General features: G+C 64.4%; 25 protein-coding genes. 14 read left to right on the top strand and 11 right to left on the bottom strand.

Annotated features, from left to right (window positions below; genetic code table 11):
- Window positions 1-17 precede the first annotated feature (17 nt).
- From BTO20_RS17140 to BTO20_RS17120, 5 genes are all read right to left on the bottom strand, one after another.
- Complete coding sequence (locus BTO20_RS17140; protein WP_087077543.1) at window positions 18-728, bottom strand: gluconate 2-dehydrogenase subunit 3 family protein; 711 nt, start codon at window positions 726-728, stop codon at window positions 18-20.
- On the bottom strand, window positions 728-1,177 hold the full coding sequence (locus BTO20_RS17135; RefSeq protein WP_087077542.1) for a hypothetical protein: 450 nt from the start codon (window positions 1,175-1,177) through the stop codon (window positions 728-730). Before BTO20_RS17135 ends, BTO20_RS17140 begins: the two co-directional genes overlap by 1 nt.
- Entirely contained in the window at window positions 1,174-2,973 is a 1,800-nt protein-coding gene (locus BTO20_RS17130; RefSeq protein WP_087077541.1) for a thiamine pyrophosphate-requiring protein, read from the bottom strand. The genes BTO20_RS17135 and BTO20_RS17130 overlap by 4 nt, the downstream gene beginning before the upstream one ends.
- A gap of 51 nt (window positions 2,974-3,024) precedes the next feature.
- On the bottom strand, window positions 3,025-4,041 hold the full coding sequence (locus BTO20_RS17125; protein ID WP_087082230.1) for an SDR family oxidoreductase: 1,017 nt from the start codon (window positions 4,039-4,041) through the stop codon (window positions 3,025-3,027).
- Window positions 4,042-4,133: 92 nt separating this feature from the next.
- Entirely contained in the window at window positions 4,134-4,679 is a 546-nt protein-coding gene (locus tag BTO20_RS17120; protein ID WP_087077540.1) for a hypothetical protein, read from the bottom strand.
- 152 nt (window positions 4,680-4,831) lie between these two features.
- Between BTO20_RS17120 and BTO20_RS17115 the strand changes: the two genes are divergently transcribed.
- From BTO20_RS17115 to BTO20_RS17090, 6 genes are all read left to right on the top strand, one after another.
- On the top strand, window positions 4,832-5,320 hold the full coding sequence (locus BTO20_RS17115) for a MarR family winged helix-turn-helix transcriptional regulator (RefSeq protein WP_087082228.1): 489 nt from the start codon (window positions 4,832-4,834) through the stop codon (window positions 5,318-5,320).
- 69 nt (window positions 5,321-5,389) lie between these two features.
- Window positions 5,390-5,581 (top strand): CsbD family protein, encoded by a 192-nt coding sequence (locus BTO20_RS17110; RefSeq protein ID WP_087077539.1) that lies wholly within the window; start codon window positions 5,390-5,392, stop codon window positions 5,579-5,581.
- 211 nt (window positions 5,582-5,792) lie between these two features.
- A complete protein-coding gene (locus tag BTO20_RS17105) occupies window positions 5,793-6,257 on the top strand; it encodes a hypothetical protein (RefSeq protein ID WP_087077538.1) in 465 nt (154 codons plus the stop codon).
- The gene (locus BTO20_RS17100; RefSeq protein ID WP_087077537.1) at window positions 6,257-7,486 is read left to right on the top strand and encodes an Nramp family divalent metal transporter; all 1,230 of its coding nucleotides are present in this window, start codon (window positions 6,257-6,259) and stop codon (window positions 7,484-7,486) included. Before BTO20_RS17105 ends, BTO20_RS17100 begins: the two co-directional genes overlap by 1 nt.
- Entirely contained in the window at window positions 7,483-7,887 is a 405-nt protein-coding gene (locus tag BTO20_RS17095) for a hypothetical protein (RefSeq protein WP_087077536.1), read from the top strand. Before BTO20_RS17100 ends, BTO20_RS17095 begins: the two co-directional genes overlap by 4 nt.
- Window positions 7,874-8,221: a hypothetical protein gene (locus BTO20_RS17090; RefSeq protein ID WP_087077535.1), complete on the top strand. Its 348-nt coding sequence runs from the start codon at window positions 7,874-7,876 to the stop codon at window positions 8,219-8,221. Before BTO20_RS17095 ends, BTO20_RS17090 begins: the two co-directional genes overlap by 14 nt.
- Before the next feature lie 81 nt (window positions 8,222-8,302).
- On the opposite strand, the gene BTO20_RS17085 is transcribed toward BTO20_RS17090, so the two are convergent.
- The 4 genes from BTO20_RS17085 to BTO20_RS17070 form a co-directional block, all read right to left on the bottom strand.
- Window positions 8,303-8,911, bottom strand: a complete 609-nt coding sequence (locus tag BTO20_RS17085) for an LGFP repeat-containing protein (RefSeq protein WP_087077534.1) — start codon at window positions 8,909-8,911, stop codon at window positions 8,303-8,305.
- Window positions 8,912-9,183: 272 nt separating this feature from the next.
- Complete coding sequence (locus BTO20_RS17080; RefSeq protein ID WP_087082227.1) at window positions 9,184-9,981, bottom strand: transporter substrate-binding domain-containing protein; 798 nt, start codon at window positions 9,979-9,981, stop codon at window positions 9,184-9,186.
- 86 nt (window positions 9,982-10,067) lie between these two features.
- The gene (locus BTO20_RS17075; protein WP_087077533.1) at window positions 10,068-10,622 is read right to left on the bottom strand and encodes a chorismate mutase; all 555 of its coding nucleotides are present in this window, start codon (window positions 10,620-10,622) and stop codon (window positions 10,068-10,070) included.
- A 349-nt stretch (window positions 10,623-10,971) separates the two neighbouring features.
- A complete protein-coding gene (locus BTO20_RS17070) occupies window positions 10,972-11,946 on the bottom strand; it encodes a GlxA family transcriptional regulator (protein ID WP_087077532.1) in 975 nt (324 codons plus the stop codon).
- Window positions 11,947-12,184: 238 nt separating this feature from the next.
- Between BTO20_RS17070 and BTO20_RS17065 the strand changes: the two genes are divergently transcribed.
- The 6 genes from BTO20_RS17065 to BTO20_RS17040 all read left to right on the top strand — a co-directional run bounded on the left by BTO20_RS17065 (window position 12,185) and on the right by BTO20_RS17040 (window position 19,442).
- Window positions 12,185-12,823, top strand: a complete 639-nt coding sequence (locus BTO20_RS17065) for a helix-turn-helix domain-containing protein (RefSeq protein WP_157680235.1) — start codon at window positions 12,185-12,187, stop codon at window positions 12,821-12,823.
- A gap of 45 nt (window positions 12,824-12,868) precedes the next feature.
- Window positions 12,869-14,569 (top strand): thiamine pyrophosphate-dependent enzyme, encoded by a 1,701-nt coding sequence (locus BTO20_RS17060; protein ID WP_087077530.1) that lies wholly within the window; start codon window positions 12,869-12,871, stop codon window positions 14,567-14,569.
- 8 nt (window positions 14,570-14,577) lie between these two features.
- Window positions 14,578-15,927, top strand: a complete 1,350-nt coding sequence (locus BTO20_RS17055; protein WP_087077529.1) for an FAD-binding oxidoreductase — start codon at window positions 14,578-14,580, stop codon at window positions 15,925-15,927.
- A gap of 69 nt (window positions 15,928-15,996) precedes the next feature.
- Window positions 15,997-16,947: a VOC family protein gene (locus BTO20_RS17050; RefSeq protein WP_087077528.1), complete on the top strand. Its 951-nt coding sequence runs from the start codon at window positions 15,997-15,999 to the stop codon at window positions 16,945-16,947.
- Window positions 16,948-17,000: 53 nt separating this feature from the next.
- Entirely contained in the window at window positions 17,001-18,251 is a 1,251-nt protein-coding gene (locus BTO20_RS17045) for a cytochrome P450 (RefSeq protein WP_087077527.1), read from the top strand.
- Between the two features lie 57 nt (window positions 18,252-18,308).
- Entirely contained in the window at window positions 18,309-19,442 is a 1,134-nt protein-coding gene (locus BTO20_RS17040) for a flavin-containing monooxygenase (protein WP_087082225.1), read from the top strand.
- 28 nt (window positions 19,443-19,470) lie between these two features.
- Here the strand turns inward: BTO20_RS17040 and BTO20_RS17035 are convergent, their stop codons facing one another.
- Both BTO20_RS17035 and BTO20_RS17030 read right to left on the bottom strand, forming a co-directional pair.
- Window positions 19,471-20,805, bottom strand: a complete 1,335-nt coding sequence (locus BTO20_RS17035; RefSeq protein ID WP_087077526.1) for a carboxylesterase family protein — start codon at window positions 20,803-20,805, stop codon at window positions 19,471-19,473.
- A gap of 35 nt (window positions 20,806-20,840) precedes the next feature.
- Complete coding sequence (locus BTO20_RS17030; RefSeq protein ID WP_087077525.1) at window positions 20,841-21,353, bottom strand: YceI family protein; 513 nt, start codon at window positions 21,351-21,353, stop codon at window positions 20,841-20,843.
- Between the two features lie 74 nt (window positions 21,354-21,427).
- Here BTO20_RS17030 and BTO20_RS17025 point away from each other — a divergent pair, with 74 nt between their 5' ends.
- Window positions 21,428-21,934, top strand: coding sequence for a MarR family winged helix-turn-helix transcriptional regulator (locus BTO20_RS17025; RefSeq protein ID WP_087077524.1), 507 nt, complete (start codon window positions 21,428-21,430; stop codon window positions 21,932-21,934).
- Window positions 21,935-22,354: 420 nt separating this feature from the next.
- Window positions 22,355-23,701, top strand: a complete 1,347-nt coding sequence (locus BTO20_RS17020; RefSeq protein WP_087077523.1) for a phenylacetate--CoA ligase family protein — start codon at window positions 22,355-22,357, stop codon at window positions 23,699-23,701.
- Window positions 23,702-23,704 lie beyond the last annotated feature (3 nt).

Raw genomic sequence — 23,704 nt, 5'->3', positions numbered from 1 at the left:
TTCGTACGGTACTGCCGTCACCCATCGGTCCGCCCTTCGGGCAGATCCGAATCGGCGCGGCGCGCGCGCTCCACCCGCTCGGCGAACGGAACCGGGTCGACATCGCGGTGGTCGGCGACCTCGTACCGTTCGAGCGCGTTGACACCAGGGTTCAGGTAGCCCCGGGGGTAGGCCGGCCCGGAGAAACCCATCTCGTTCCACGCCCACGGATGGGAGTAGAACGCCGTGCACGCATACCGCGTCCACAAGCTCCACACGTGACCCGCGGGCCGTCCGTGCCAGTGCTCGGCTGCATCGGCGAGGTCCTGAACGTCCTGCAGCAGCCGCGCTTGCTTGCCGGTGCCCAGGTCGCCGTACCCGGCGCCGTAGTGGTCGCGTGCGTCGCCGTCGAGCGCGGCCAGGGAGTCGCGCCAGGCCTGCCCGTCTGCAGGCATGTCGTCGTAATGCCATCCGTCGGTCTCTCCCGCCGCCAGCCGGGAGTCGATCAGTTCCAGCACCGGAACCTTGGGGTCGTCGTCCTGGGCCAGGAGCAGGTCGAGCAAGGGCTGCGCGATCGCCATCTCCTCAACTGTGAAGAACGACAGCGTGGTCGGCAGCGCCAGCCGTCCGAGCACGACGCCGGCGGTGACCTGATCCCACTTGTCGGCTTGGGTCAACACGTCGAAATCCGGGAAACGGCCCCGGCCCTGGGGGGTGACGGCGCGGTGGTGTGCCGGGCGGAAGGGCATCAGCGGCTGCCGTCCCCCGGCAGCGGCAGGTCCTCGCGGCGCAACAGTGCCGCGAGCAGCCCCATGCCACCGACCAGCGAGGCCAGCAGTGGCGCGAATGCCGGTGGCCCGGATTCGAGGTTGTAGCGGGTCAGTCCGCCGGGCCGCTGGCAGATGCCACGCCAGTGCAAGTAGGCACCTTGCACGCCGTTGACGACGATCAGCGCGCTGGCAACGGGCAGCACGGTGTGGGCGGCGCGGCGGGAGAAGAATCCCGCCAGTCCGGCGGGCACGGCGGTCGGAACGATGACGACCGGCCAGTACATCATGCGGTTGCCGAAGCTCGCGCCGTCATGGGAAAGGTAGATCTCGGCGGTGGTGACCGCCGCGCCGGCCGCGGTCAGCGCTGCGAGGGTGCGTTCGAAACGTCCGGTGCGGATGGCGTGCACCGCGGCGCGTACGGGTCTCATGAGCGGCCCTTCTTCTCGCCTGGAAGGTATTGCTGCACTTTCTGTTTGATTCCCTGCTTGATGAAGTCCGCGCTGTCGTCGTCGCCGCCGACGACCGCCTCGACGAGAGACTTCGCCTGCTCGAACGTGGCGTGCGGCGGGATCGGCGGCACGTTCGGGTCGCACCGGACGTCGAGCACGGTGGGCCGGTCGGCTGCAAGCGCCCGGTCCCATGCGTCGCCGAGCGCCGAGGCGTCGTCGATGTTGTCGCCGTGCAAGCCGAGGCTGCGCGCGAACGCCGCGTAGTCGACGTCCGGAAGGTTCTGCGACGCATCGAATTTCGGTGAGTTCTCCATCGCACGCATTTCCCACGTGACCTGGTTGAGGTCGTTGTTGTGCAGGACGGCGATGATGAGGCGCGGGTCGGCCCACTGCTTCCAGTACTTGCTGATGGTGATCAGTTCGGCCATGCCGTTCATCTGCATTGCCCCGTCGCCGACGAAGGCGATGCTTGGCCGGTCGGGGTGGGCCCACTTGGCGCCGATGACATAGGGCACCCCGGGCCCCATGGTGGCCAATGTGCCGGACAGGGACCCGCGGACGTCGCCGCGGAACTTCAGGTGGCGGGCATACCAGTTGGCCGACGAGCCGGAATCCGCTGCGATGATGGCGTTTTCGGGCATCCGCTCCGACAGTTCCCAAAAGATCCGCATCGGGTTGAGTGGCTCGGCGTCAGTCATGGCCCTGCGCTGCACGGTGGTCCACCAACTGTCCACCCACTTTTCGATCTTTTCGCGCCAGGATCGGTCGGTCTTGCGCTCCAGCAATGGGATCAGCGCCCGCAACGTGGTCTTGGCGTCGCCGACGAGGTTGATCTCATACGGATACCGCATCCCGATCCACTTGCCGGAACGGTCGATCTGCACAGCGCGGGCCTGGTCGAGTTTGGGCATGAACTGGGTGTACGGGAAATTCGAGCCGACGGTGAGCAGCGTGTCGCACTCCATCATGAGATGCCAGCTGGCGGTGGTGCCGAGCAGCCCGATGGATCCGGTTACCCATGGCAGATCGTCGGGCAGCACGTCCTTGCCCAGCAAGGCTTTTGCGGCGCCGGCGCCGAGCAGCTCGGCGACTTCGGTGAGCTCGGCGACGCATCCCCGGGCGCCCTGGCCGACGAGCATCGCGACTTTCTGCCCGGCGTTGAGGAGGTCGGCGGTCCGGCGCAGCGCGGCGTCGTCGGGGACGACGCGCGCCTCGGACATCCCGAGGCTCGAGGGCACCTGCTTGAACGCGTGCCCCGGCGGTTCGTAAGGCAGCTCGAAGACGTCGGAGGGCACGATGATCGCCGTGGGTGCGCCCTCGCTGAGCGCGACGCGGATGGCACGGTCGATGAGGTTCGGCAGCTGCTTGGGGACCGTGCACATCTGTACGTACTCACTGCAGACGTCCTTGAACAAACTGATCAGGTCGATCTCCTGCTGGTAGGAGCCACCCATCGCGGAGCGTTCGGTCTGGCCGACGATGGCCACCACCGGGACATGGTCGAGTTTGGCGTCGTACAGCCCGTTGAGCAGGTGCACCGCGCCGGGGCCGCTGGTGGCCACGCACACGCCGACCTCTCCGGAGAACTTGGCGAAACCCACCGCCTCGAACGCGGCCATCTCTTCGTGTCGGGCCTGGACGAATTGTGGCTTGTCGTCGACGCGTTGCCACGCGGCGAGCAGCCCGTTGATGCCGTCTCCGGGGAACCCGAAGACTTGTTTGACGCCCCATTCCCGCAGCCGCCCGAGTAGGACGTCACCGACGGTGTCAGACATGTTGTCTCCTTCAAAAGTGTTGTCGTCTATGGAATTCCTTTGCCGGCGAAGTCAGTGCCGGTAGCGGATCAGCGCGACCCCTCCGGCAGTGAGCGCCGCACCGGCGGCCACCGACAGTGATCGCGCGTGCCGAGAAAGCCAGACCTGTGGCGAGTGATCGATCGAGCGGTCGTCGAAGGAGCCGTGCGCTCCTCGATCGCTGCCGGGGCGGTCGTCGAGGGGCTGCCAAAGGTTGTTCGGGCGGCCTTGACCGACCGGCTCGCTCGTCTGCTGCGATGAGTAGCCGGTGCGCGCGAGATAGCGGTCGAGCACCGACGGCATCAACCGCTGTCCGAGGATCGTCAACGCCGTGCTGGCACCGACCCAGTACTGCTTGCGCTCTGGATGGTCGGCTGCCCGGAGGATGGCGCGGGCAGCCACTTCGGGCTGATAGATCGGCGGCACGGGCTGAGGGTGACGCTGCAGCCGCGACAGCACCCAGTCGAACTGCGGCGTGTTGAGCGCCGGCATCTGCACCACGGTGATGTGGATATTGCTGCGGTCGTGCAGCAGCTCGGTGCGCACGGATTCGGTGAATCCATTGATGCCGTGTTTGGCACCGCAGTACGCCGACTGCAGCGGAATGGCGCGGGCCCCCAGCGCAGAACCGACTTGCACGATCGCACCGGCGTCGCGCGACTTCATCCGGGCCAGTGCCGCCATCGTTCCGTGGACGAAGCCGAGGTAGCTGACCTCGGTCACACGCCGGAACTCTGCCGGAGCGATCTCGGTGAATGGCGCGAACACCGACGTGAACGCGACGTTGACCCAGACATCGATCGGCCCGAAAGTGTCCTCGACCTTGGTGGCGGCGGCATCGACCTGCTCGAAATCTGCGATGTCCGTGGGCAGAGTCAGTGCTGTCCCGCCCGCGGCCTCGACGTCCTCGGCGGCTCCGCGCAGTCCGTCGTGTCCGCGGGCCAGTAGTGCGACGCGATCACCGCGCTGCCCGAAGGCCCGGGCAGCGGCACGTCCGATGCCTGCGCTGGCTCCGGTGACGACCACGGTGCGTGGCGATGTGGTGGTCATTGCGAGTCCTTTCTGTTTCGGGCAGTCGAGAATCATGTGCGGCGGCTTCGCCAGGCACACCGGGGTTTTGATGAAACCGATGCCGCTGCCGCTCATGAGTCGGGTGAGTCGACCCGTCCACCAGACGACATCGCGGAATCGGTGCGGTGGCGCGTACGCCGCTTCGAAATCCAAGCCGGACCCTCGATCTCGTCCGGCAGGATCCACATCGCGGATGCGATGCTCCAGCAGAAGAGGATCGTCCACAGCAGGATCGCCGGCGCGGTGAATCCCATAGGGCCGGGCACGTGGTGCACCGCGGCCACCGAACAGATGATCATCAGCGCCACAGCGGCGGCACCCATTCCGAGGGTGAATACTCTCGCCGTCCGGCGATGCATGGACGACACGGCCGCCAACGCCGCGATGCCCAGCATGACGACGCTCAGCGCCGGCGTGAGCGGCACGCCGAGCACCCACCACCCGTCGTGCTGGGGACGAACGAGAACGCCGACCAGACCGACCACGCCGAGTACTCCTGTCGCGACGGCTTCCCCGGCGAGTATCAGGCGGCCCTGGCGCCAATGAGACGGGTTGAGACTGACCCGGCGAAGGTCGGCTGTCTGGGGTGGCATCGGGCCGCGCGTGTCTCGCGCCATGCTGCCTCCTTGATCCGCTGATCTGGGCGGGCGGTTACCCAAACCGCCGCCATTTACCCGACTACATCCGATGTATCCAAAACGGATGATTTGCAAACAGGGCAATTTGCGTCAGTGCACGACATTCATTGCGGATGTATGCTGACGACGCCATGAGTGCCGAGAGAACGGACGCGGCCGCCGCCCCGAAGCCCGACGCCCAGTACGCAGCCGAACTCGAACGGGCGACACGGGGCCTGCTGGCGTTGAACGTCGCGGTGCTCGAGGAGATCGAGAAGCGCGTGGGACTGCCGACGCTGCGGGCTTTGCAGTCACTACAGCGCCTCGGTCCGAGCCAGGTCACGGAATTGGGTGAAGACCTCGACATGGTGCCGTCGAGCGCCAGCCGTCTCAGCGATCGGCTCGCCGAAGCCGGGTTGATCACCCGCAGCGTCGCGCCGCACAACAGGCGCGCGACGATTCTGGAGATGACCGACGCCGGACGTGCGGTTCTCGACGAGGTCGTTGCCGCACGGGCCGAACGCTTCGGCGTGGTCACCGAGCAGATGAGCCAACCCGAGCGTGAGCAGCTTCTCGCGGGGGCTGCCGCCTTCACGGCTGCCTACAACCGGTTGGCCACTCGCGCTTCAGCCGACGCTTGAGGATCGGCGCCGAAAACGGGTATTCCCGTCGCTGGTTGGTCACGAAGCCGAGGTGGCAGGAGTGGTGCAATGAGCGGCGCCGATAAAGCCAGGAACAAAATCGAGCGGGTCAGGGGCAAGATCAAGGAGACATATGGTCGTGCAACCGACGATCCCGAGTTGGAAGCCCAAGGCAAGGCGGATCAGCGGAGATCTCATCTCAAAGACGCTGGTGAAAAAGTCAAAGACGCGTTCCGCCCGCGGCGCCGCAGACAGCCGTAGCGGTCACCGGCCCCTCAGTGCGTTGTCGGTCCGCAACGCCGGGCCAAGACGCCCTCGCATTCGCGCCTGAGGCACTCCCCCAGTGATGATATGAAGCCGACACCTGAAACTGCCATGACCTGCGTGGGCCACGCGCCCGACAAGCGAGCCACCGGCACGCCGATATCCGTATCCGCCTGCCGGTGTTCACCATTGGACTGATGGAACAGCGATGGCAACCAAAGTCCAACGCCGGCACCGCTTTCGGGCGCTGCTGGTACTGGGGATAATCGCCATCGGTTTCGGGCTCCTATTGACACAATGTCCGGCCAACCGCGACGGCATGCCGGGTCAACTCGCTCAGTCGATGAAGGAAACCGCATCGGCCGCGCGCAGCGGAGCCCTTGCGCTGGACCTGTGGCTGCAGGGCCGCTCCACCACCCGATTGACCAGTGTGCAAATCTCCGACGCCCGACAGGACGTTGCCAGAGCGTACAAGGAAACCGCCGACCGCGGGGACGACGACCCTGCAGATCTGCGTCGTCAACAGATGCTGACCGAGTCCATGACATCGATAATCGGCCAGCTCAACGCAGCGTCGGCGAGATTGCGGCAGGTAACCACTGGACCGGACCCTGCGTCGATTCGCGACAGCCTGCTCGCATCGGCTGAAGCACTCGAGCATGGCTACCACTGATGCCCAAGATCTTCGGCGTTGCTCTGGGAATCCTCACCGCCATAGGCGGATTCCTCGACGTGGGCGATCTGGTCATGAGTGCCGTGGTGGGCTCGCGGTTCGGTTTGGCGCTGGCCTGGGTGATCCCTGTTGGAGTAGTGGGTATCTGCCTGTTCGCCCAGATGTCCGGGCGGGTCGCCGCCGTGAGTGGGCGAGCCACCTTCGAGATAATCCGTGAACGCCTCGGTCCTCGAATCGCGGCGGCAGACCTCTCGGCGTCGTTCTTCATCAATCTGATGACCATGACCGCCGAGATCGGCGGCGTGGCACTGGCGTTCCAGATGGCCACCGACGTCGGGCGGATGTGGTGGATACCGCTCGCAGCATTCGGGGTATGGCTGGTGATCTGGCGGGTCAAGTTCTCCATCATGGAAAACGTCACCGGACTCCTTGGTCTGTGCTTGATCGTCTTCGTCGTCACTGTCGTTGCATTGCATCCGAACTGGTCCGACCTGGCGCGTCAGGCGGTAAGGCCGGCGATTCCCGACTCTGAGTCAGCCACCACGTACTGGTACATGGCGATCTCGCTCTTCGGTTCGTCGATTGCCCCCTACGAGGTGTTCTTCTACTCGTCCGGCGCCATCGAAGAGCAATGGACGCAAGCGGATCTGGGTAAATCACGGCTCAATGTGATGGTCGGTTTTCCGCTCGGCGGCATACTCTCGCTCTCCATCGCGGCGTGTGCGGCGATCGTATTGTGGCCCAGCCAAATCCAAGTCACGGCACTGTCTCAGAACGTGATGCCGGTCGTGCTGGCCGGCGGCAAACTCGCGCTGGCGTTCGCGATTGTCGGCATCGTGGCCGCCACCTTCGGGGCGGCTCTGGAAACCAGTCTGTCGGCCGGCTACATTCTGGCCCAGTTCCTCGGCTGGACGTGGGGCAAGTTTCGCCGTCCCGCTCAGGCGGCGCGGTTTCACATCGTCATGCTCTTGTCGATCATCACCGGCGCCGCCGTCTTGTTCACGGGCGTCAACCCGGTCACGGTCACCGAGTATTCGGTGGTGTTTTCTGCCATCGCCTTGCCACTGACCTATCTGCCGATCCTGATCGTGGCCAACGATCCCGAATACATGGGCGATCAGACCAACGGAAGGGTGACCAATATGCTCAGTTCCGTCTACCTGGTAGTCATCCTCGCCGCCTCACTGGCGGCAATCCCGCTGATGATCGTGACGGGAGCGGGACGATGACATCCCGCACCGGACCATTCCTCAACCAGCATGCCGGTCGAGCGCTCGATGCCCGGCTGCATCTGTTGGACCGTCAACTGCTCGACGCCGACGGCGACCCGGTGGGGATCGTCGACGACCTGGAACTCACTGGGGTGCAACCGGATCAAGCCATCGCACCGGGTGCTCCGGCGCCGTCGGTGACGGCACTGCTCTCCGGCGAGGTCGTGGCAACACGGATCTTCGGCGGCGCGCCACCCGCGTCCCATCTGCAGTACATCCCATGGAGTCTCGTGAGCAGCGTCGGCGTTACGGTACGCCTGGCACCCACTGACATACCCAGCGATGTGCACTGGGTGGAGCGCTGGCTGCGTGACCACATCATCGCTCGCATTCCCGGAGGTCGGCATGCGGCTAAGTAGCCTGCTCGGCCTGCCTGCGATTGACGCCGAACAGCATCGCATCGGCACCATCGTGGACATTCGACTGGTCGTCGCCGGAGACTGCGACCGCAATCCGCCGCCGCCACAGCTGTTGGGCCTGGTTATCAGCCCGCGAACACGCTCGTCGTACCTGGGCTACGAGCGCAGCGACATCACCCAACCGAGACTCCTCGCCGCCCTGCTGCGGTGGCGGCACCGTGGCACGTTCGTGGCCGACTGGCAGGACATCGCCAGAGTGGCTGTCGATCATGTCACCCTGCGCCCCGGCTACACCCGCTACGCCGCCGCGTTGCGGCACGACGCTACCCCCTGAGCCGACGTGGCCGCGGCTTGCTACAGCCTTGCGGTGAGTCGCTACTCGCGACTGTGTCACCGGCCGTGTGCGAGACCGGCGCTACAGGCCGGACGGTACGACCTTGTCGTTCACTGTCACCGTGACCTGACCGGTCTTCGGGTTGTACGCGATCTTGCCGTGCTCGAACGTCTCCACCAGCAAGTCGTCGACTGCGTTCTCGTCGCTGGTGGGTGCGCCCAAAGGACCCACCGAGCCGTTCTCACCGGTGACCGCGGGCGCACCGTCCGGATCGCGTGGGACATTCCACGCCTCTCGAATCTTGCCCCAGGTGATGTACGCGGGTGTGCCCGCGTCGCCGTTCTTGGCGGTGATCACGCCGCCCTGGAACTGCTGGAACAACACGCCGCTCTCGCGTGCTCCTGCATTACGGTCACCCGTCAGTGGCTTGCCGAGAGCATCCTTCTGATGCTGGGTTGCCGACTGGTACTTGGCAGCGATCGGGCCGGTCAGCGTCACCTCGACGTCTCGTTCCCCGATGAGCTTCACGACAGCGGGCTGCGCCGGTGCGGCAGCGGTGGTGGTGGCGATCAACCCGACCTGCGGTGACGCCGACTCGTCGGCACTCGTACCAGTGCTGCAGCCAACAGTGATCAGCGCGACGGCGGCCAGGCCTGCGATTGCCGTGTTGCGGGATGCGATCGTCCTCATACTGTTCCTCTCGCGTCTTCCTGCGGTGTGGGTCAAGTTGCTGAACCGCTCGCCCGGCCCGGACTGCAAGCGAACCACCTGGGTGGCGCGGGCAATTGCGGTCCTCGTAGCTCCGAACCGACCTACGACGCGGCCATAGACGGCGAGCCAGAGCACCTGTGTAGAAGATCACGAATGCTCGATGAAATCCACCACCAATCGAACAGCTCGCCGTTCGGTCTGTGGTCTCAGAGGCCGAATGTGGCCACAATGCCGCACGAAGTACCCCAACGTCACGGTCCGGTGACCGCGCCAAAGTACTTCTGGCTCAGCGCTGCATACGTTCCGTCGTTCAGAGTGATGTTCAGCCACTGGTTGATCCACTGCTGCAGGTCGGCCGCAGGTCGAGCGATGAGATAGGCCTTCTGCGAAAAGGTGAACGGGTGATCCAGGCTCTCACCGCAGAGCTGAGGATTCCGGCTTACCTGCCAACGGATCTCACTGGTGTCCGTGATCATGACATCGGCAGCACCGCTGATGATCTGCGACAGAATCGTGTTGTTGTCCGGATAGGTCACCACTTGAGCGTTGTGCAGATGGTCTTTGTCGAATTCAGCATTGGTGCCACCGGGGTTGACCACCACGCGGACACCAGGACGGTCGATCTCGGTCAGCGTCGGAAACTTCGAACTGTCAGCACAACGAACGATCGCCGCCTTCCCGTCACGCAGGTAGGGAGCGCTGTAGAGGGCCTGCTCGGCGCGCTTGAGCGTGATGCTGATTCCGCCCATGGCCACATCACACTTGGTGTTCAGATCGTCGACCAGGCTTGCCCACGTAGTGGGCACCAGGACCACTCGGACTCCCAGTCGACCAGCCATATCGTTGGCCATGTCGATATCGAGACCGCTCCACGTGCCTGCGGGATCACGATAGGTGAATGGGCGATAGTCACCCGTGCTGCACACGCGGACCGTCCCGCGCTGCAGCACTTCTGACAACCCACCAGAGGCCGGCATGACTTTCGGCGATGGCGTCGTTGTCGATCCACACCCCGCGGTAAGCACCAGCATGGCGGCCAGTGCGATCATGTTGACCACCCGTATCACGGTGACCGCCCCTCCCACTCGCGAAGCGACGGCGCCTCCGCTCGTTCGCTCACCCAAACTACCCATCGTTAATTCTCCTCGACGATATGGACCGATGATGTGCAGTACGAGTGCGTGGCGTACGACAGGGCCGCCTGATAGACCTCGTCGAGCGCTCGTGCCGCGACGACATTCTGTAAAGCGTTGTTGAGTTCGGACCTGCACATTGGCGAGTGCAGCACGTCCCATTGCGCAGCGATCTCGCGCACCATCGAGTGGTTCAGACTGTCGATCGTCGTCCGCGAATGCGCCAGGTCCGTCGCCGCTACAGGCGCGGAGGTCGGATCCAGTTTCCATTGCGCAAACCGTGTGTGCTCCACCGCGCTCGTCGCATCGATCTGATTGCGGAAAACGGTGACGACATATGCGGGATCGATGTCATTGGCTTTGGCGGCCTTCGTCACGATGTCAAAGACTTGCTGCTCACGCTTCGGATCGTCGATGGCGCCACCCGTCGTGTATTTGGCAGCGGCTACCGGGTCGGCTGCCTGAAGGCGTTGTGCCGCAGCGTCAACCAACGGGAGCAATGAATTTTGCGGTTGGACAGGTGCCGCGGCGGCAAACGCCGAACCCGACATGTGCATGGCTCCTCCTTGGGGATACGGTTCCTGCCGCTCTTCCGGAATTGGTGCGCGCCGCTGTAGGTGTGGTGCGGTGCCCTTTCCCTCTGCCGCACAGCAGCATTCAGCAAGCCAACGCCTTGTGATGACGCCATAGACACTTGCATGGGTCCACACGGCCCCGCGCGGTGATGTCGCAAACTGTGGAAAAGATGTCCCATCGTGATAGGACTCCGACCGCTGAGGCAGTACAGACTGAACCCGTACCAGCGACGTCATAGGTCCGATAGTTGTGAAAACGCTTGATTCCGAGAGGGATACCGTGCAGCTCGGTTCGACATGTGTGGTAATGCCAAGCGCCTGGCACGGTCGCTCAGGAGTCAGACGCACCGCGGAAGCCTTCTCGATACGCTTTGGGCGTGATTCCGAGGCTGCTCAGGAATGCCCGCCGCAGGGTTTGGGCGCTGCCGAAACCGGCCAGGTGCGCGGCGTCAGCGACCGTACGACCGGCGTCCAGTGCGGCCCGGGCGGCATCGATGCGGACCATTTGGAGATAACGCGCCGGGGTGGTTCCCAGCTCGGATTGAAACAGCCGAGTGAGCTGACGTGGGCTCAGCGATGCTTGGGCAGCAAGCCTTTTCACGCTGTGGCCAGCAGCTGGGTTTGTCGCTATCGCATCGGTGACGGGACGCAGCGGAGACGCCAGAGGCGGATCTGTCTCGACCAACACCGAGAATTGCGATTGACCGCCCGCGCGTTTGAGATAGACAACCAGCCACCGGGCCACGGAGCGGACCAGTTCGGTGCCGTAGTCCATTTCCACCAGTGCCAGCGCGAGGTCGATGCCCGACGACACCCCTGCCGAGGTGAATACGTTGCCATCACGGACAAAGAGCGCATCCGGCTCAACGACGATATCGGGGAAGGACCGGGCGAACTGCCGAACGTCTCGCCAGTGGGTGGTCGCGCGCCGGCCGGTCAACAGACCAGCCTTCGCCAGGACGAACGATCCGGTGCAAACTGACGCCACACGTCGGGCCCGTCCCGACAGTGACTTGACGGCATCGACGAGCGCTGGATCAATCGGCCGCCCGACCAGGTCATCGCTGCCGACGATCATGACGGTATCGGCCGAATCGAACGACGAGATCCTGTCGGTGACACCCAGCCGCGTCCCGATCGACGTCGTCACGTCACGCCCGTCGAGCGAAGCGATCTTGACCTGGTACTGCGCACCAAAGCGGTTGGCTTCGCTGAACACCTCAGCCGGCCCCGCGATATCCAACAGCGTCGCGTCGTCGAAGACAACGATCACCACGGTGCGCGAATCGCCATCAACGTCAGCCACGGACCCATCGTGTCGGATTCACTGACGATTGCGCCGCCCTTGCCCACTCAGTGGGCCTGCACGTACACCGGGTTGCCAGGCATGAAAACCCGGGTTGAACCGCGCGTCGATCAGATATGGATCCGCATGCGCTGCAGGCCGGCTCGCTCGATTGATGATGAGAGTCGAGTTGTCTCGATCTACTGACCGTACGGCTGCCTCATCGGCTACCGGCTCTTCTCGCAATGACGGACGAGCGGTGATTGCCAGCGCTTTCGAACTGTTGGATCACGTCGGGGCGCTGGAACCGGTGCGGCTGCTCGACCTCGCGAACGCGAGTGGCATCCCGAGGGAAACCGTACGTCGGCTGTTGCAGCAGCTGATCGTGGTCGGGGCGGTCAGTCGCGACGGCACCCGATATCGGCTCGGCGCGAGCCTACTTGGGCTGGGTGCGCGAGTGAGCCCGGAGCGACGATTACGGGTGGCAGCCCGTCGGCCGCTCGCCGAGCTGGCAGCCGCCACTGGGGCCGCCGTGCAGTTATCCGCAACGATCGGCGGTGAGGCTGTGTTCCTGGATGTGGTAGACGCTCGAATTCCGTTGGAGTTCACCGCCGTACCCGGAGCTCAGGTACCGCCGGGCACTGCGACCGCGCGGGCCTACCGCGAACTGGCCCGTCCCGCACCCATAGTCGATGCCGGCGAGGTGCTGGCCGATCTGAGCTGTGTCGCAGTGGCGATCCCACTCGGCAACGATGTAACGGCGGCTGTGTCGGCTCTCGTCGCCGAACGCCGACCACCGCTCGGACTGCTGGCCGCAACCAGGGCCACCGGCGCCCGCATCACCAACCTCATCCGATCGGCCGAAACGCCGGTCGGCCCACAAAAGCTCACTCAGTGAGCGCGCGTTTGGCGCACGGCGCGGTCAATTCATAGCGTCGCCGATGTGACGGACACAGATTCGGCTAAGAACGGCGCGGACATACTGCTGGAACAGTTGGAAGCCCAACGCGTGGACTGTATTTTCGCCTCCCCCATCTCAGTGATGGCGCCGATATGGGAGGCGTTTTCCCGGCACGGGAAGAACATGAAGCTAAGGTACTTCCGCTGCCGCCACGAACTGCTGGCGGTGAGCCTGGCGTCGGGCTATTACAAGGCCACCGGACGCAGCCAGGTTGTCTTCCTGCCGACCTCGCTGGGCGTTCAGAACGGTTCGATGGGACTGAACACCGCGCTTCAGGAACGTACGCCCATGACAGTGCTGTCGCCGGACACGCTCAGCTACGGCGACGACCCAGACGGTGACCCGGGCGCTGAGTGGCCCGCACTGCTCACCGACCATGCCGGCCCGGCGCGCAATGCCGAAGCGGTGACGAAATGGTCGAAACGTGCCCGCACGCCATCAGATCTGGCCTATGAAACCCGGCGGGCGAAATTCCTCGCCGAGTCCGTCCCGATGGGGCCAACGCTGCTGGAGGTTCCCTTTCAGTTGTTGATGGGCAACGGCCACCCTGACATCCCCGCGTGGTTTTCCCCGACACCGGTTGTCGCAACACCACAACACATCGACCGGGTAGCCCAAATTCTCTCGGGCGCGACCTATCCCATCATCATCACCGAACACGGCGGGCGAACCGACGACGACCGCGCTGCCCTGTTGCGCATCGCCGAGGCGCTTGCGGCGCCCGTTTTTGAGTTCTGGATGCCCGCCTATCACAATTTTCCACGAACGCATCCGTTGTACCGAGCAGGTTCGCCTGACAAGGTCCTCGGCGAAGTCGACGCCGTCCTGCTGGCCGGCTGCAACGGGCTCTGGCATCCACCCCATGCGGCGCTGCGCCCGGGCTGCGCCGTCATTCACCTCGATCAGGACCCGCTGCGCCCACGCGCCGCATATTGGGGCTACCCCACCACCGAGGCCGTCGCGGGAGATCTATCGCTCAATCTGGCCGCCCTGGCCGCCAATCTCCGAACGCGCGCGGCCTCACGGCCCGGCGGTTCCCGACCGTGGGCCGGCTGTACGCAAGGCATCCACTCCAACCAGACCGACGAACCACATGAGACCGCGTCTGAGACAACCGATTCCGTGACAGTCACCGAATTGTTCGACGCGTTACAGGAGGCACTGCCCGAGAACGCGATCTGCGTCGATGAGATCACCTCCCAAGTGCCACAGATGATCCAATTCCTATACGCCCGCAAACCGTTTCAGCAGTACCGCGGTTGGGCGGGAGCATTGGGTACCGGTCTGGGCAGCGCACTCGGCGTCAAACTTGCATGCCCGGACCGGCTCGTCGTGTGCATCATCGGTGACGGTGCCTGGCACTACAACCCCGTTCCGGCGGCCCTTGGATTCGCACAAGAGTACGGGGTTCCGTTGCTCATCGTGTTGTGCAACAACCGGCAGTACGCATCCCAGAACTGGAATTTCCGCAAGTACTTCCCCGACAGCGCTGCGGTTCGCGAAGAGAACTTTGTCGGCGACGTCATCCAACCCACGCCGGACTATGTGAAACAGGCCGAAGCCTACGGCGGCACCGGTGAATGCGTACAGAACTCCGATGCGCTGCGCCCGGCACTGCAACGCGCACTAGAAGCCGTCATCTCGGGCCGAACATTTCTGCTCGACGCCATCGTCAACCCGTAGGAGCCACAATGCACAAAACTGGTTTGGTAGCCGCGGCGCACAGCGACCTGACGAGCCGGACTGATGCCACCCGGGTGCAGATACCCGACGGTGCACCGTTGGTCTGGAATGCCGCGGTGCAACATCGTCCGGCACTGATCGTGCGACCCGAGTCGTCCCAGGACGTACAGCAAGCCATCCGGGTGGCACGTGCGCGTGGGATGCGGCTATCCGTGCTCGGCGGCGGCCACGACTGGGCAGGTCGCGCGGTGTGTGACGGCGGCCTCGTGATCGACATGTCCGGGATGCGAAGTGTCACCGTCGATGCCGATTCGCAGGTCGCAACAGTGCGCGGGGGCGTCACAGCCGCTGACCTGATCGACACACTTGCGCCGTACGGGGTGGTAGCTGTCACCGGCAACTGCGGTGGCGTTGGCATGGCCGGACTTACCCTCGGCGGGGGCTACGGACCACTCAACGGGCGGTTCGGCCTTGCCATCGACAACCTGCTCGGCGTTGAGATTGTCCTTGCAGACGGTCGAATCGTCACAGCCGACGCGAGGCACGAGCCGGAGCTGTTCTGGGCACTGCGCGGCGGCGGTGGCAACTTCGGCGTGGTGACCGCGATGAAGCTGCGGTTGCATCCACTCGATCAGTTGATCGGCGGAATGATCACGTTTCCGTGGTCGCAGGGTGCGACGGTGTGGAGCGGGCTGGGTGCAGTGTTGTCGACTGCGCCGGAAGAACTGACCGTACTCAGCGGTCTGCTTCGCGGCCCTGACGGACAACCGGCGGTTTTTCTTGCCCCGGCCTGGACCGGCGATCAACGTGGCGGCGAAGCCGCTCTCGATGCACTCGGCAAGCTTGGAACACCGCTGACCACACAGGTCGCCCCAATGACCTATCGCGAATGGCTCCGCCTGTTCGACACGTGGGATGTCCGTGGACAGCACTGGGCGATTCGCACTCGCACGGTCGCGGACTTCACGCCGGGGGTCATCGATACACTCCTCGAGGCCGGTCTGAAACTGCCCGCGCTGCCGAGTGGCATCTCGATCCACCACTGCCACGGCGCGTCGACCCGCGTGGCCCCAGACGAGACCGCGTTCGCGTACCGCAGCCCACATTTCGTCGTCGAGGTCGTCGCCGGCTGGGAAACCGGGGACGGCGCCGCCCACCGCGCCTGGTCCGACGCAGCGGCGGCGGCACTTGCACCACACGCGATGCCCGGTGGCTACCAGAACCTTCTCGGCCCAGAGGATCACGAGCAGATCGTAAATGCCCACGGCGACAACGCACTACGGCTCGCGGCCGCGAAATCCCACTATGACCCCGATGGAATCTTCAACGCCATTCCGCTTCCTTCCAAAGCGCGCTGACCGCCCTTGACTCAGCCCCGGATGCGCGCACATCAGCATCAGCGGGGATCACCCAGAAGGAGAAAGCACATGTCCTACATCGTCGACAGCCATCACATCACCATGTCGGTGGGCGGAGCCCGGGAAGACATCGACTTCCACGTCGGGGTGCTCGGGCTGCAGCTGATCAAACGAACGGTGCTGTTCGATGGAGCGATCCCGATCTATCACCTGTATTACAGCAACGCCGAGGGCGATCCGAGCGCGGTGCTCACCACGTTCCCGTTCGCCCAGGCCGGGATGTACGGCAGACGCGGTACCAACCAGGCACGTGAGGTCCTGCTCGCAGCCCCTGCGGATTCATTGAATTACTGGTCCGCGCGATTGAACACCCGGGCGGCAGATGTCCGGGACGCAACGGTATTCGATCGTCGCCGCCTGTTGTTCCGACATCCGTGCGGCATCGAGTATCAGCTGGTCGAGGTCGACGATGACCCTCGTCGTGGGTATAGCGGCAACGGCGTACCCGAGGAGTACGCCATCCATGGAATCTACGGCCTCGGTATACATGTGACGGGGCTGGACACCGCCGTAGAGTTCGCCGCCGATCATCTCGGTGCACGCGAGGGGTTGACCGAAGGTGACCGGCTTGCCTTGGCGGCAGGAAAGTCCGGCCTCGGCGGCGCGGTCGAACTCGTTGTCAATCGCACGGACGCGCCGGGGACGTGGACCCACGGCGCTGGGACCATACACCACTTCGCTTGGAATGCAGACACTCTCGAGAATCAAGCGGACCTGAAATTCGAGATCGAGGGTGCAGGCTACACCGATATGTCCGAGGTACGAGACCGCAGGTACTTCAAGTCGGTGTACGTCAGGTCGCCCGGCGGCGCCCTGTTCGAACTGGCCGTGACACACAACGAGGGTGGATGGGACTGCGACGAGTCGCCGCTGGAGCTGGGCAAGCGATTCCAGCTGCCGGAGCAGTTCGAGGCACGACGCGAGGAAATCCTCGGGCGGCTAGAGCCGATCGGACTCTGAGCGCGGCGTCCGACGCCCGTCGACTTCTGACTACTTCTCGGAAAGGATCCGCTATGAACACATCCGTGGTGGATGGTGCCGCCAAAGTGCTGACTGATCCGACCGCATACGCCGACGACGACCGGCTGCACGCAGCACTGCGCCACTTGCGCGAACGCAATCCCGTTGCGTGGGTGAACCATCCGCCGTACCGACCGTTCTGGGCGATCACCAAGCACGCGGACATCGTGGCGATCGAGCGTGACAACGACCTGTTCATCAGTGCTCCCCGGCCGGTCCTCACGCCCTCCGGTCCCGAGGATCTGATGAAGGCAGCCCAAGACGCAGGAACCGGCATGCGCACCCTGGTCCAGATGGACGGCGCACACCATCGCAAGATGCGTGCGATCGGGGCGGACTGGTTCCGTCCCGCGGCAATGCGCGACTTGACGGCGCAGGTGAACCAACTGGCCAGGCGCTTTGTCGACAAAATGCGCGACATCGGACCGGAATGCGACTTCGTGACCGACATAGCAGTCGGGTTTCCGCTCTACGTGATCCTGTCCTTGCTCGGTCTTCCCGAGTCGGACTTTCCTCTCATGCACGAGCTGACCCAGGAGATGTTCGGCCGCGACGACACTGGACACCAGCGGGGCCACGGAGCCGCGGACACCCTCGAGGTGATGGAGGATTTCCTCAACTACTTCGCCACGCTGACGGCGTCACGTCGTGAAAAGCCTACCGGTGACATCGCCTCGGCGATCGCAAACGGCCGCATCGACGGCGAACCGCTCTCCGACATGGACACTGCGTCCTACTACGTGCTCGTGGCCGCTGCCGGCCACGACACCACCAAGGACGCCATTTCCGGCGGGCTGCGAGCATTAATCGAAAACCCGAGTGAATTACAACGATTGACGCAAAACCTCACGCTGATGCCGACCGCGGTCGAGGAGATGATCCGGTGGAGCACGCCTGTCAAGGAATTCATGCGCACCGCTACCGCCGACACGGTGGTGCGAGGTGTCGACATCAATGAAGGAGATGCGGTGTATCTGGCGTATGTGTCCGGCAACCGCGACGAAGAGGTATTCGACCGTCCGTTTCGCTTCGATGTCGGCCGTAACCCGAACAGGCACTTGTCCTTCGGGCAGGGCGTGCACTTCTGTCTCGGGGCCGCACTGGCGCGGATGGAGATCAGCAGTCTCTACCGGGAACTGCTGCCTCGACTGGTGTCGATCGAGCTCGCGGGCAAGCCTGAATTGGCCGCAACGACATTTGTCGGCGGCCTCAAGCACCTGCCAATTCGCTACTCACTCGTATGAGAATCAATCCTCCCCAAAGGAAGTCATTCACCAGCCATGACCGACGAAAACAGTCAGATGACCGCGGCACAAGTCGCGGTGGTGGGCGCGGGGCCGGCCGGCGTGGCAATGGCCGTCAGCTTGCGCGACCGGGGTCTGCACCCGCTGCTGATCGACAAAGGCGAGGTGGCAGCGTCCTGGCGCAGACGTTATGACCGCCTCAAGCTCAATACCGGAAGACGGTTCTCACATCTACCGAATCGCCCTTACCCCAGGGGAACACCGACATTTCCACACCGCGACCAGGTGGTGCATTATCTCGACCGCCACGCCCGCGAGGCAGGCATCAAGCTCTGGCTGGGCACGGAGATAACGCGCATTGACCGACACGACAACAGGTGGCTACTGCGTGCGGCGACCAGCGACATCGCTGCTCAGCAAGTAGTGGTGGCAACAGGTGAACAGCATGCGCCCCAGCTTCCCGACTGGCCGGCCGTCGACCAGTTCACCGGCGAGCTCCTGCACTCCTCGGAATACCGCAATCCCGAGAGCTACCGCGGCAGCAAGGTTCTCGTTGTCGGCGCGGGCGCCTCAGGGCTGGAGATCGCACACGACCTGTCGGCCGGCGGCGCCGACCACGTGTGGCTGGCGGTCCGGACGCCGCCCAACATCATGTTGAGGTCCATGCCGGGCGGCCTGCCGGCTGACTGGGTTGCGCTGCCGTTGTATCACGCTCCGACGTGCATTGCCGATGCGGTCGCCCGGGCAGCGCGCCGGACCAGCATCGGTGACCTCAGCCAGTTCGGGCTGCCAATCCCGGACGAGGGTGTGTTCACGCGTGATCGCCGTCTGGGGCAATCCCCCACGCTGGTCGACATGGATGTGATCGACGCCATCAAGAACGGTTCGATCGAAGTGGTGAGCGCCGTCGAGTCTTTCGATGCCGACAAGGTGTTGCTCGCCGACGGAACCAAGCTGAGTGCCGACGTCGTCATCGCCGCGACGGGGTATCGCCGAGACCTGACCTCACTGCTCGGCCACCTGGGCGTCCTCGACGACAACGGCAGGCCGTTGGTCATGGGCAAGACTGCTGCCGCTCCGGGGCTGCGTTTCTTCGGCTACCTCAGCCGGCCCGCCTTGATCGGCCACTTCGGCAAGCAGGCACAGCGAGTGGCCAAGAGGATCGCCATGGAATTGAGTGCCGGGCGGTAAGCGACACTCACATCACCTGCCTGCCACATCAGCTCAGCCGACGAAGATAAGAGGTCTCGGCGGGCATGGTTCCATCATGGGCGAACTGTGCCCACGCAGCCCGGAGTTGCCGTCCGATCGGCAGACGCGCGTTGGCGTTTCCGGCGTACTCACCGAGCATCGGGGCGTCTGCCCAGTCGTCGTCCGAGCCGAACAGGAACGGAAGTTCCATGCAGTGCGGCGCACCGAAGTCGGTGTGGTCCGGCTTCCAGTCAAATCGGTAATGGCCGGCAGTGCCACCGGCGGCGCGCCAGGCCTTCGCCATCCGTCGTGACGGGAGATCAAAGATCAGCGCTGTCGCAATCTTCGAGACGCCGTTGATGATCACCTTGCCGAGCGGGCCGAGCTTCATGAAGCGCGAGAAGGCGGGATCGATCTGGACCAACGGAAGCGCATCGTCGCGCGTGTGGAACAAGAAGATGTCGACGTCAGGGGCGTGCTGCGCGATGACGGCCGCTTCCCCACTCTCCGTAGGAAGCGGGTATTCACCGTAGTGAAACCCGAAGGGCATTCCACCCGACCAGCCATACCGTCGCCCCACCTGCGCGGCGATCTGCTGCACTTCGAGCAACTCTGCGGCGGAGAGGTCCGCGGGGCGTGATCGCAGCGCTTCGTCCGCGGCGGCTCGGACCCCGCGGTGCATCGCGTCGCGCCCCTTGCGCATTCCCAGTGGCGCGCTCTGCAATATCGCGCGTCGGAAGAGTCCTCGAACCGGCTCGCTGACCAGAAGCGAAGCCACCGAATCCCCTCCTGCCGACTGCCCGAAGATGGTCACATTCTGCGGATCACCGCCGAATGACGCGATGTTTCGCGCGACCCACTGCAGCGCAAGCATCTGGTCTCGAAGCCCGAGATTCGTCTCAGAGCCTTCGCGGGTCGGAGTGAGATAACCGAAGATGCCGACCCGGTAACTCACGTTCACCACGACGACGTTGCCTTCGATCGCAAGGCTGGTGGGCCGGTACCTGATCGATTCGCCGGTTCCGGTCACGTAGGCACCGCCGTGGAAATAGACCATGACCGGCAACCAGGACGCGTCACGTGGCGCGTGCACGCTGAGCACCAACGAATCCTCGTTCGCCTCAAGGCCCTTCAATACGTCGCCCATCATGTGCTTGATGAAACTGGGTGCCTGTGGGCAGTAGGTACCCGGACGCGTGGCGTCGATCGGTTGGGCCCAGGGCTCGACGGCAGCGGGCGCGCGGAAGCGGGCGGCCCTGCCATAGCGGACACCACGCGCAATGAGGAGTTGGTCTGTCTCGATGACAGTCAGCGGACCGCCATCGGTCTGGACGACCCGAGTGGACGCGAGTGAAGAGGTCATGATGTTCCGATCTGTCGGGTGCGGATGTCGGCGAGTCAGTCCTGACGCCTGGCGCGGACGTTGACGGTCAGCCAGAGGTGGCGGCCGGCCATACCTCTTGCGGCGGTGATGCCGTGGGCGTATCGGTCGATTTTCGCTGTCGCCGAGACGACGATGTCTTCCGCTTCGAGCTCGAGGGATTCGATAGTGAAGTTGGCAGCAGCGGCAACACCGCGTGCCGTGAGAATCCCTCCCAGGCGCCAGACGTCGTCGGTCTGCCGGAAGGATGTGGACGCGAAGGAAATCTCCGGGTACGTCTCGGCATCGAGGAACGCCTTGGACTTCACCTTCCGGTCGCGGATTTTGTTGCCTGACAAGAAGCTACGTGCATCCGCTGAAGCATGCGCGGTGGAGCCTTCGTGCGGATCGGCCACGACAACCGCACCTCCGGTCAGTGCGAAACTGCCGCGGACGGTGCCGGTCCCGAATTGATGTTTGGCCCGGAAGTCGATTCCGGAAGCGACGGGGTCGATACGGTAGACACCCTGGCTGGGAACGTGGATGGTCATTTGATCCCCTGACTTGAACGTTCAACCAATGTAGTCTGAGACGACTTGAATATTCAAGTCATGAGAGGTGTGAGATGGGTCGTGAAGTGCACCACGTGGATGAGGTGCGGGAGGTGCGCTGGCTGAGCAGTCAGGAGTTGACGGCTTGGCAGTCGTTCACACTGCTTGTTGCCCGCTTGCCAGCCGCGCTCGAACAGCAGTTGCAGCGCGACTTCGGCCTCAGTGTCGTGGAGTACCACGTGCTCGCAGGCCTCGCCGACGCGCCGGACCGCCAGATCCGAATGTCGGTACTGGCGACACTGGCCGGTTCCGAGCTGTCACGGATGTCGCACCTGGTAAAGCGCCTGGAGAAGCGCGGTTTCGTGCGTCGCGAGCCCGATCCGACTGATGGTCGTTACACGCTGGCCATTCTTACCGACCAGGGAGAGAGCTACCTGGCGGCGGCAGCTCCCGGGCACGTGGAGGAGGTGCGCCGGATGGTCCTCGATGTGCTCACCGACGCGGATGTAGCTGCGCTGGGCGCCATCTCCGCCACGCTCAACGCGCGTCTGGACGAGCTCGCTCCGGGTCGCAGCACGTGACCAGCGACGGTGAGCACAATGCGCACAAGCGGAAGATCGCGCATTGCGCGGCTTGCGCGCACAAGGGAGCCGAGACCGGTACGCCCGGGTGACAGTTGTTGCGCGCCGAAAGATCGGTACGCAACTGCACATACCAGCTGTCGAAGGAGCACAGACATGAACGGATACACGCTCGCCTCACGGATGGTCGGGTTCTTCCGCGCCGGCTACCCTACCGACGCACCCCGGCTTGGCCATGTGGCATTGATCGCAATGTGCCCCGCAGCTGTCAGCGTGGTGCGGCCGTCTACGGCGAACCGAAACACGTTCCGGTGAAGGCTTTCTGGGGATGACCGTGACCCGAGAAACGGGTAGGCCGGGCAGCGCTCGCGCCGCACGCCATGCCATCGTGACACACTCGGTTCGGAGATAGGAGCCGCCATGGACCGGGCCGCTTACGAACGCCTTCGCGCCGCACATCTCAGCGCCGTCCACGCAGCACTCGACGATCACGTGGAGCGCCTCGCCTGGTCGGCCGATCGGCTCCGCCGCCACCGCGACCAGGCGTTGCGATCGCTTCTCGGGTACGCGCGGGAACGCTCGCCGTTCTACGCCGAGAGGCTGCGGGGGCTCGACCTCGATGCGCTGACCGCCGCCGACCTGTCGTCGGTCCCCATCCTGACGAAGGCCGAGGCACAAGCCGACTGGGATGCAATCGTCACCACGCCAGATCTCAATCGTGTTGGAGCAGAACGCATTTTGCGTGAACAGGCCTGGTTCTCCTACACCTCTGGTGACCAGCAGGTGTTCAGTTCTGGCGGGTCAAGCGGCGTACGCGGAGTGTACGTCTGGGACTGGCAGTTCTTCATCACCACCGCATGCCTTGCCTGGCGTATTCAGGCCCGTGACGAGCGCCGACAAGGACCGGTGCCGAACGCGCGACTGGCGGTGCTCACCGCAGGGCTGCCACCTCATGCCAGCACCCCGCTGTTCGACGTGCCAACCGCTCCGGGCATGCAGACCGTCGTCATCGAAGCCGGTGCACCGTTCGACGAGGTACTCGCCGCCGTCGAACGGCACGCGCCGACTCACCTGGTGGGGTACGCCAGCGTCATCGGCCGGCTGGCGCGCGCCGCGCTGGCGGGTGACCTGCACATCCGTCCTGTGCGGGTGAGCACCAATTCCGAGCCGTTGCGGCCCGCGGACCGCGACGCCATCGTCGATGCCTGGCACGCTCCCCTGCACGATCTTTGGGGCTCAACGGAAATCGGTGTGCAGGCCGTCGGCTGCGCGCAAGGATCCGGTCTGCACGTGTGCGAGGACGAGGTCATCCTCGAGTCGGTGCACGGACGGACGCTCGCGACCTGCCTGTCCAACCGGACGTTTCCCTTCATCCGCTACGACCTGGGCGACGAGATCACGATGACGTCCGAGCCGTGCGCGTGCGGCATGGCGTCCGCGCGGGTCGCCGACATCACCGGTCGGCGCGACGACGACTTCGTGTACGGCCCACAGGTGGTGCCGGCCAGCGCCTTTCGGCACATCCTCGGCACCGACTCCCGCATCGTCGAATACCAGGTGGTGCAGACCGAGGACGGCGCCGACATCCTCGTGGTGGCGCATGCCGGCGTGGAGGACCTGTCCCCCGCGGTAGCCAATGCGATGCAGCGCTTTGGCGTCACTTCACCGGCTGTCCGGATACGCGCGGTCGAGAAGCTCGAGCGCAGCGCAGGCAGCGGCAAGCTCAGGCGCTTCGTGCCCTTGCGGACGCCTCAATCTGCGATCTGACGC

The sequence above is a fragment of the Mycobacterium dioxanotrophicus genome, assembly GCF_002157835.1.
Lineage (GTDB): Bacteria > Actinomycetota > Actinomycetes > Mycobacteriales > Mycobacteriaceae > Mycobacterium > Mycobacterium dioxanotrophicus.
The sequence above is the reverse complement of the archived record's forward strand: the minus strand, read 5'-3'. Positions and strand labels throughout refer to the sequence as shown.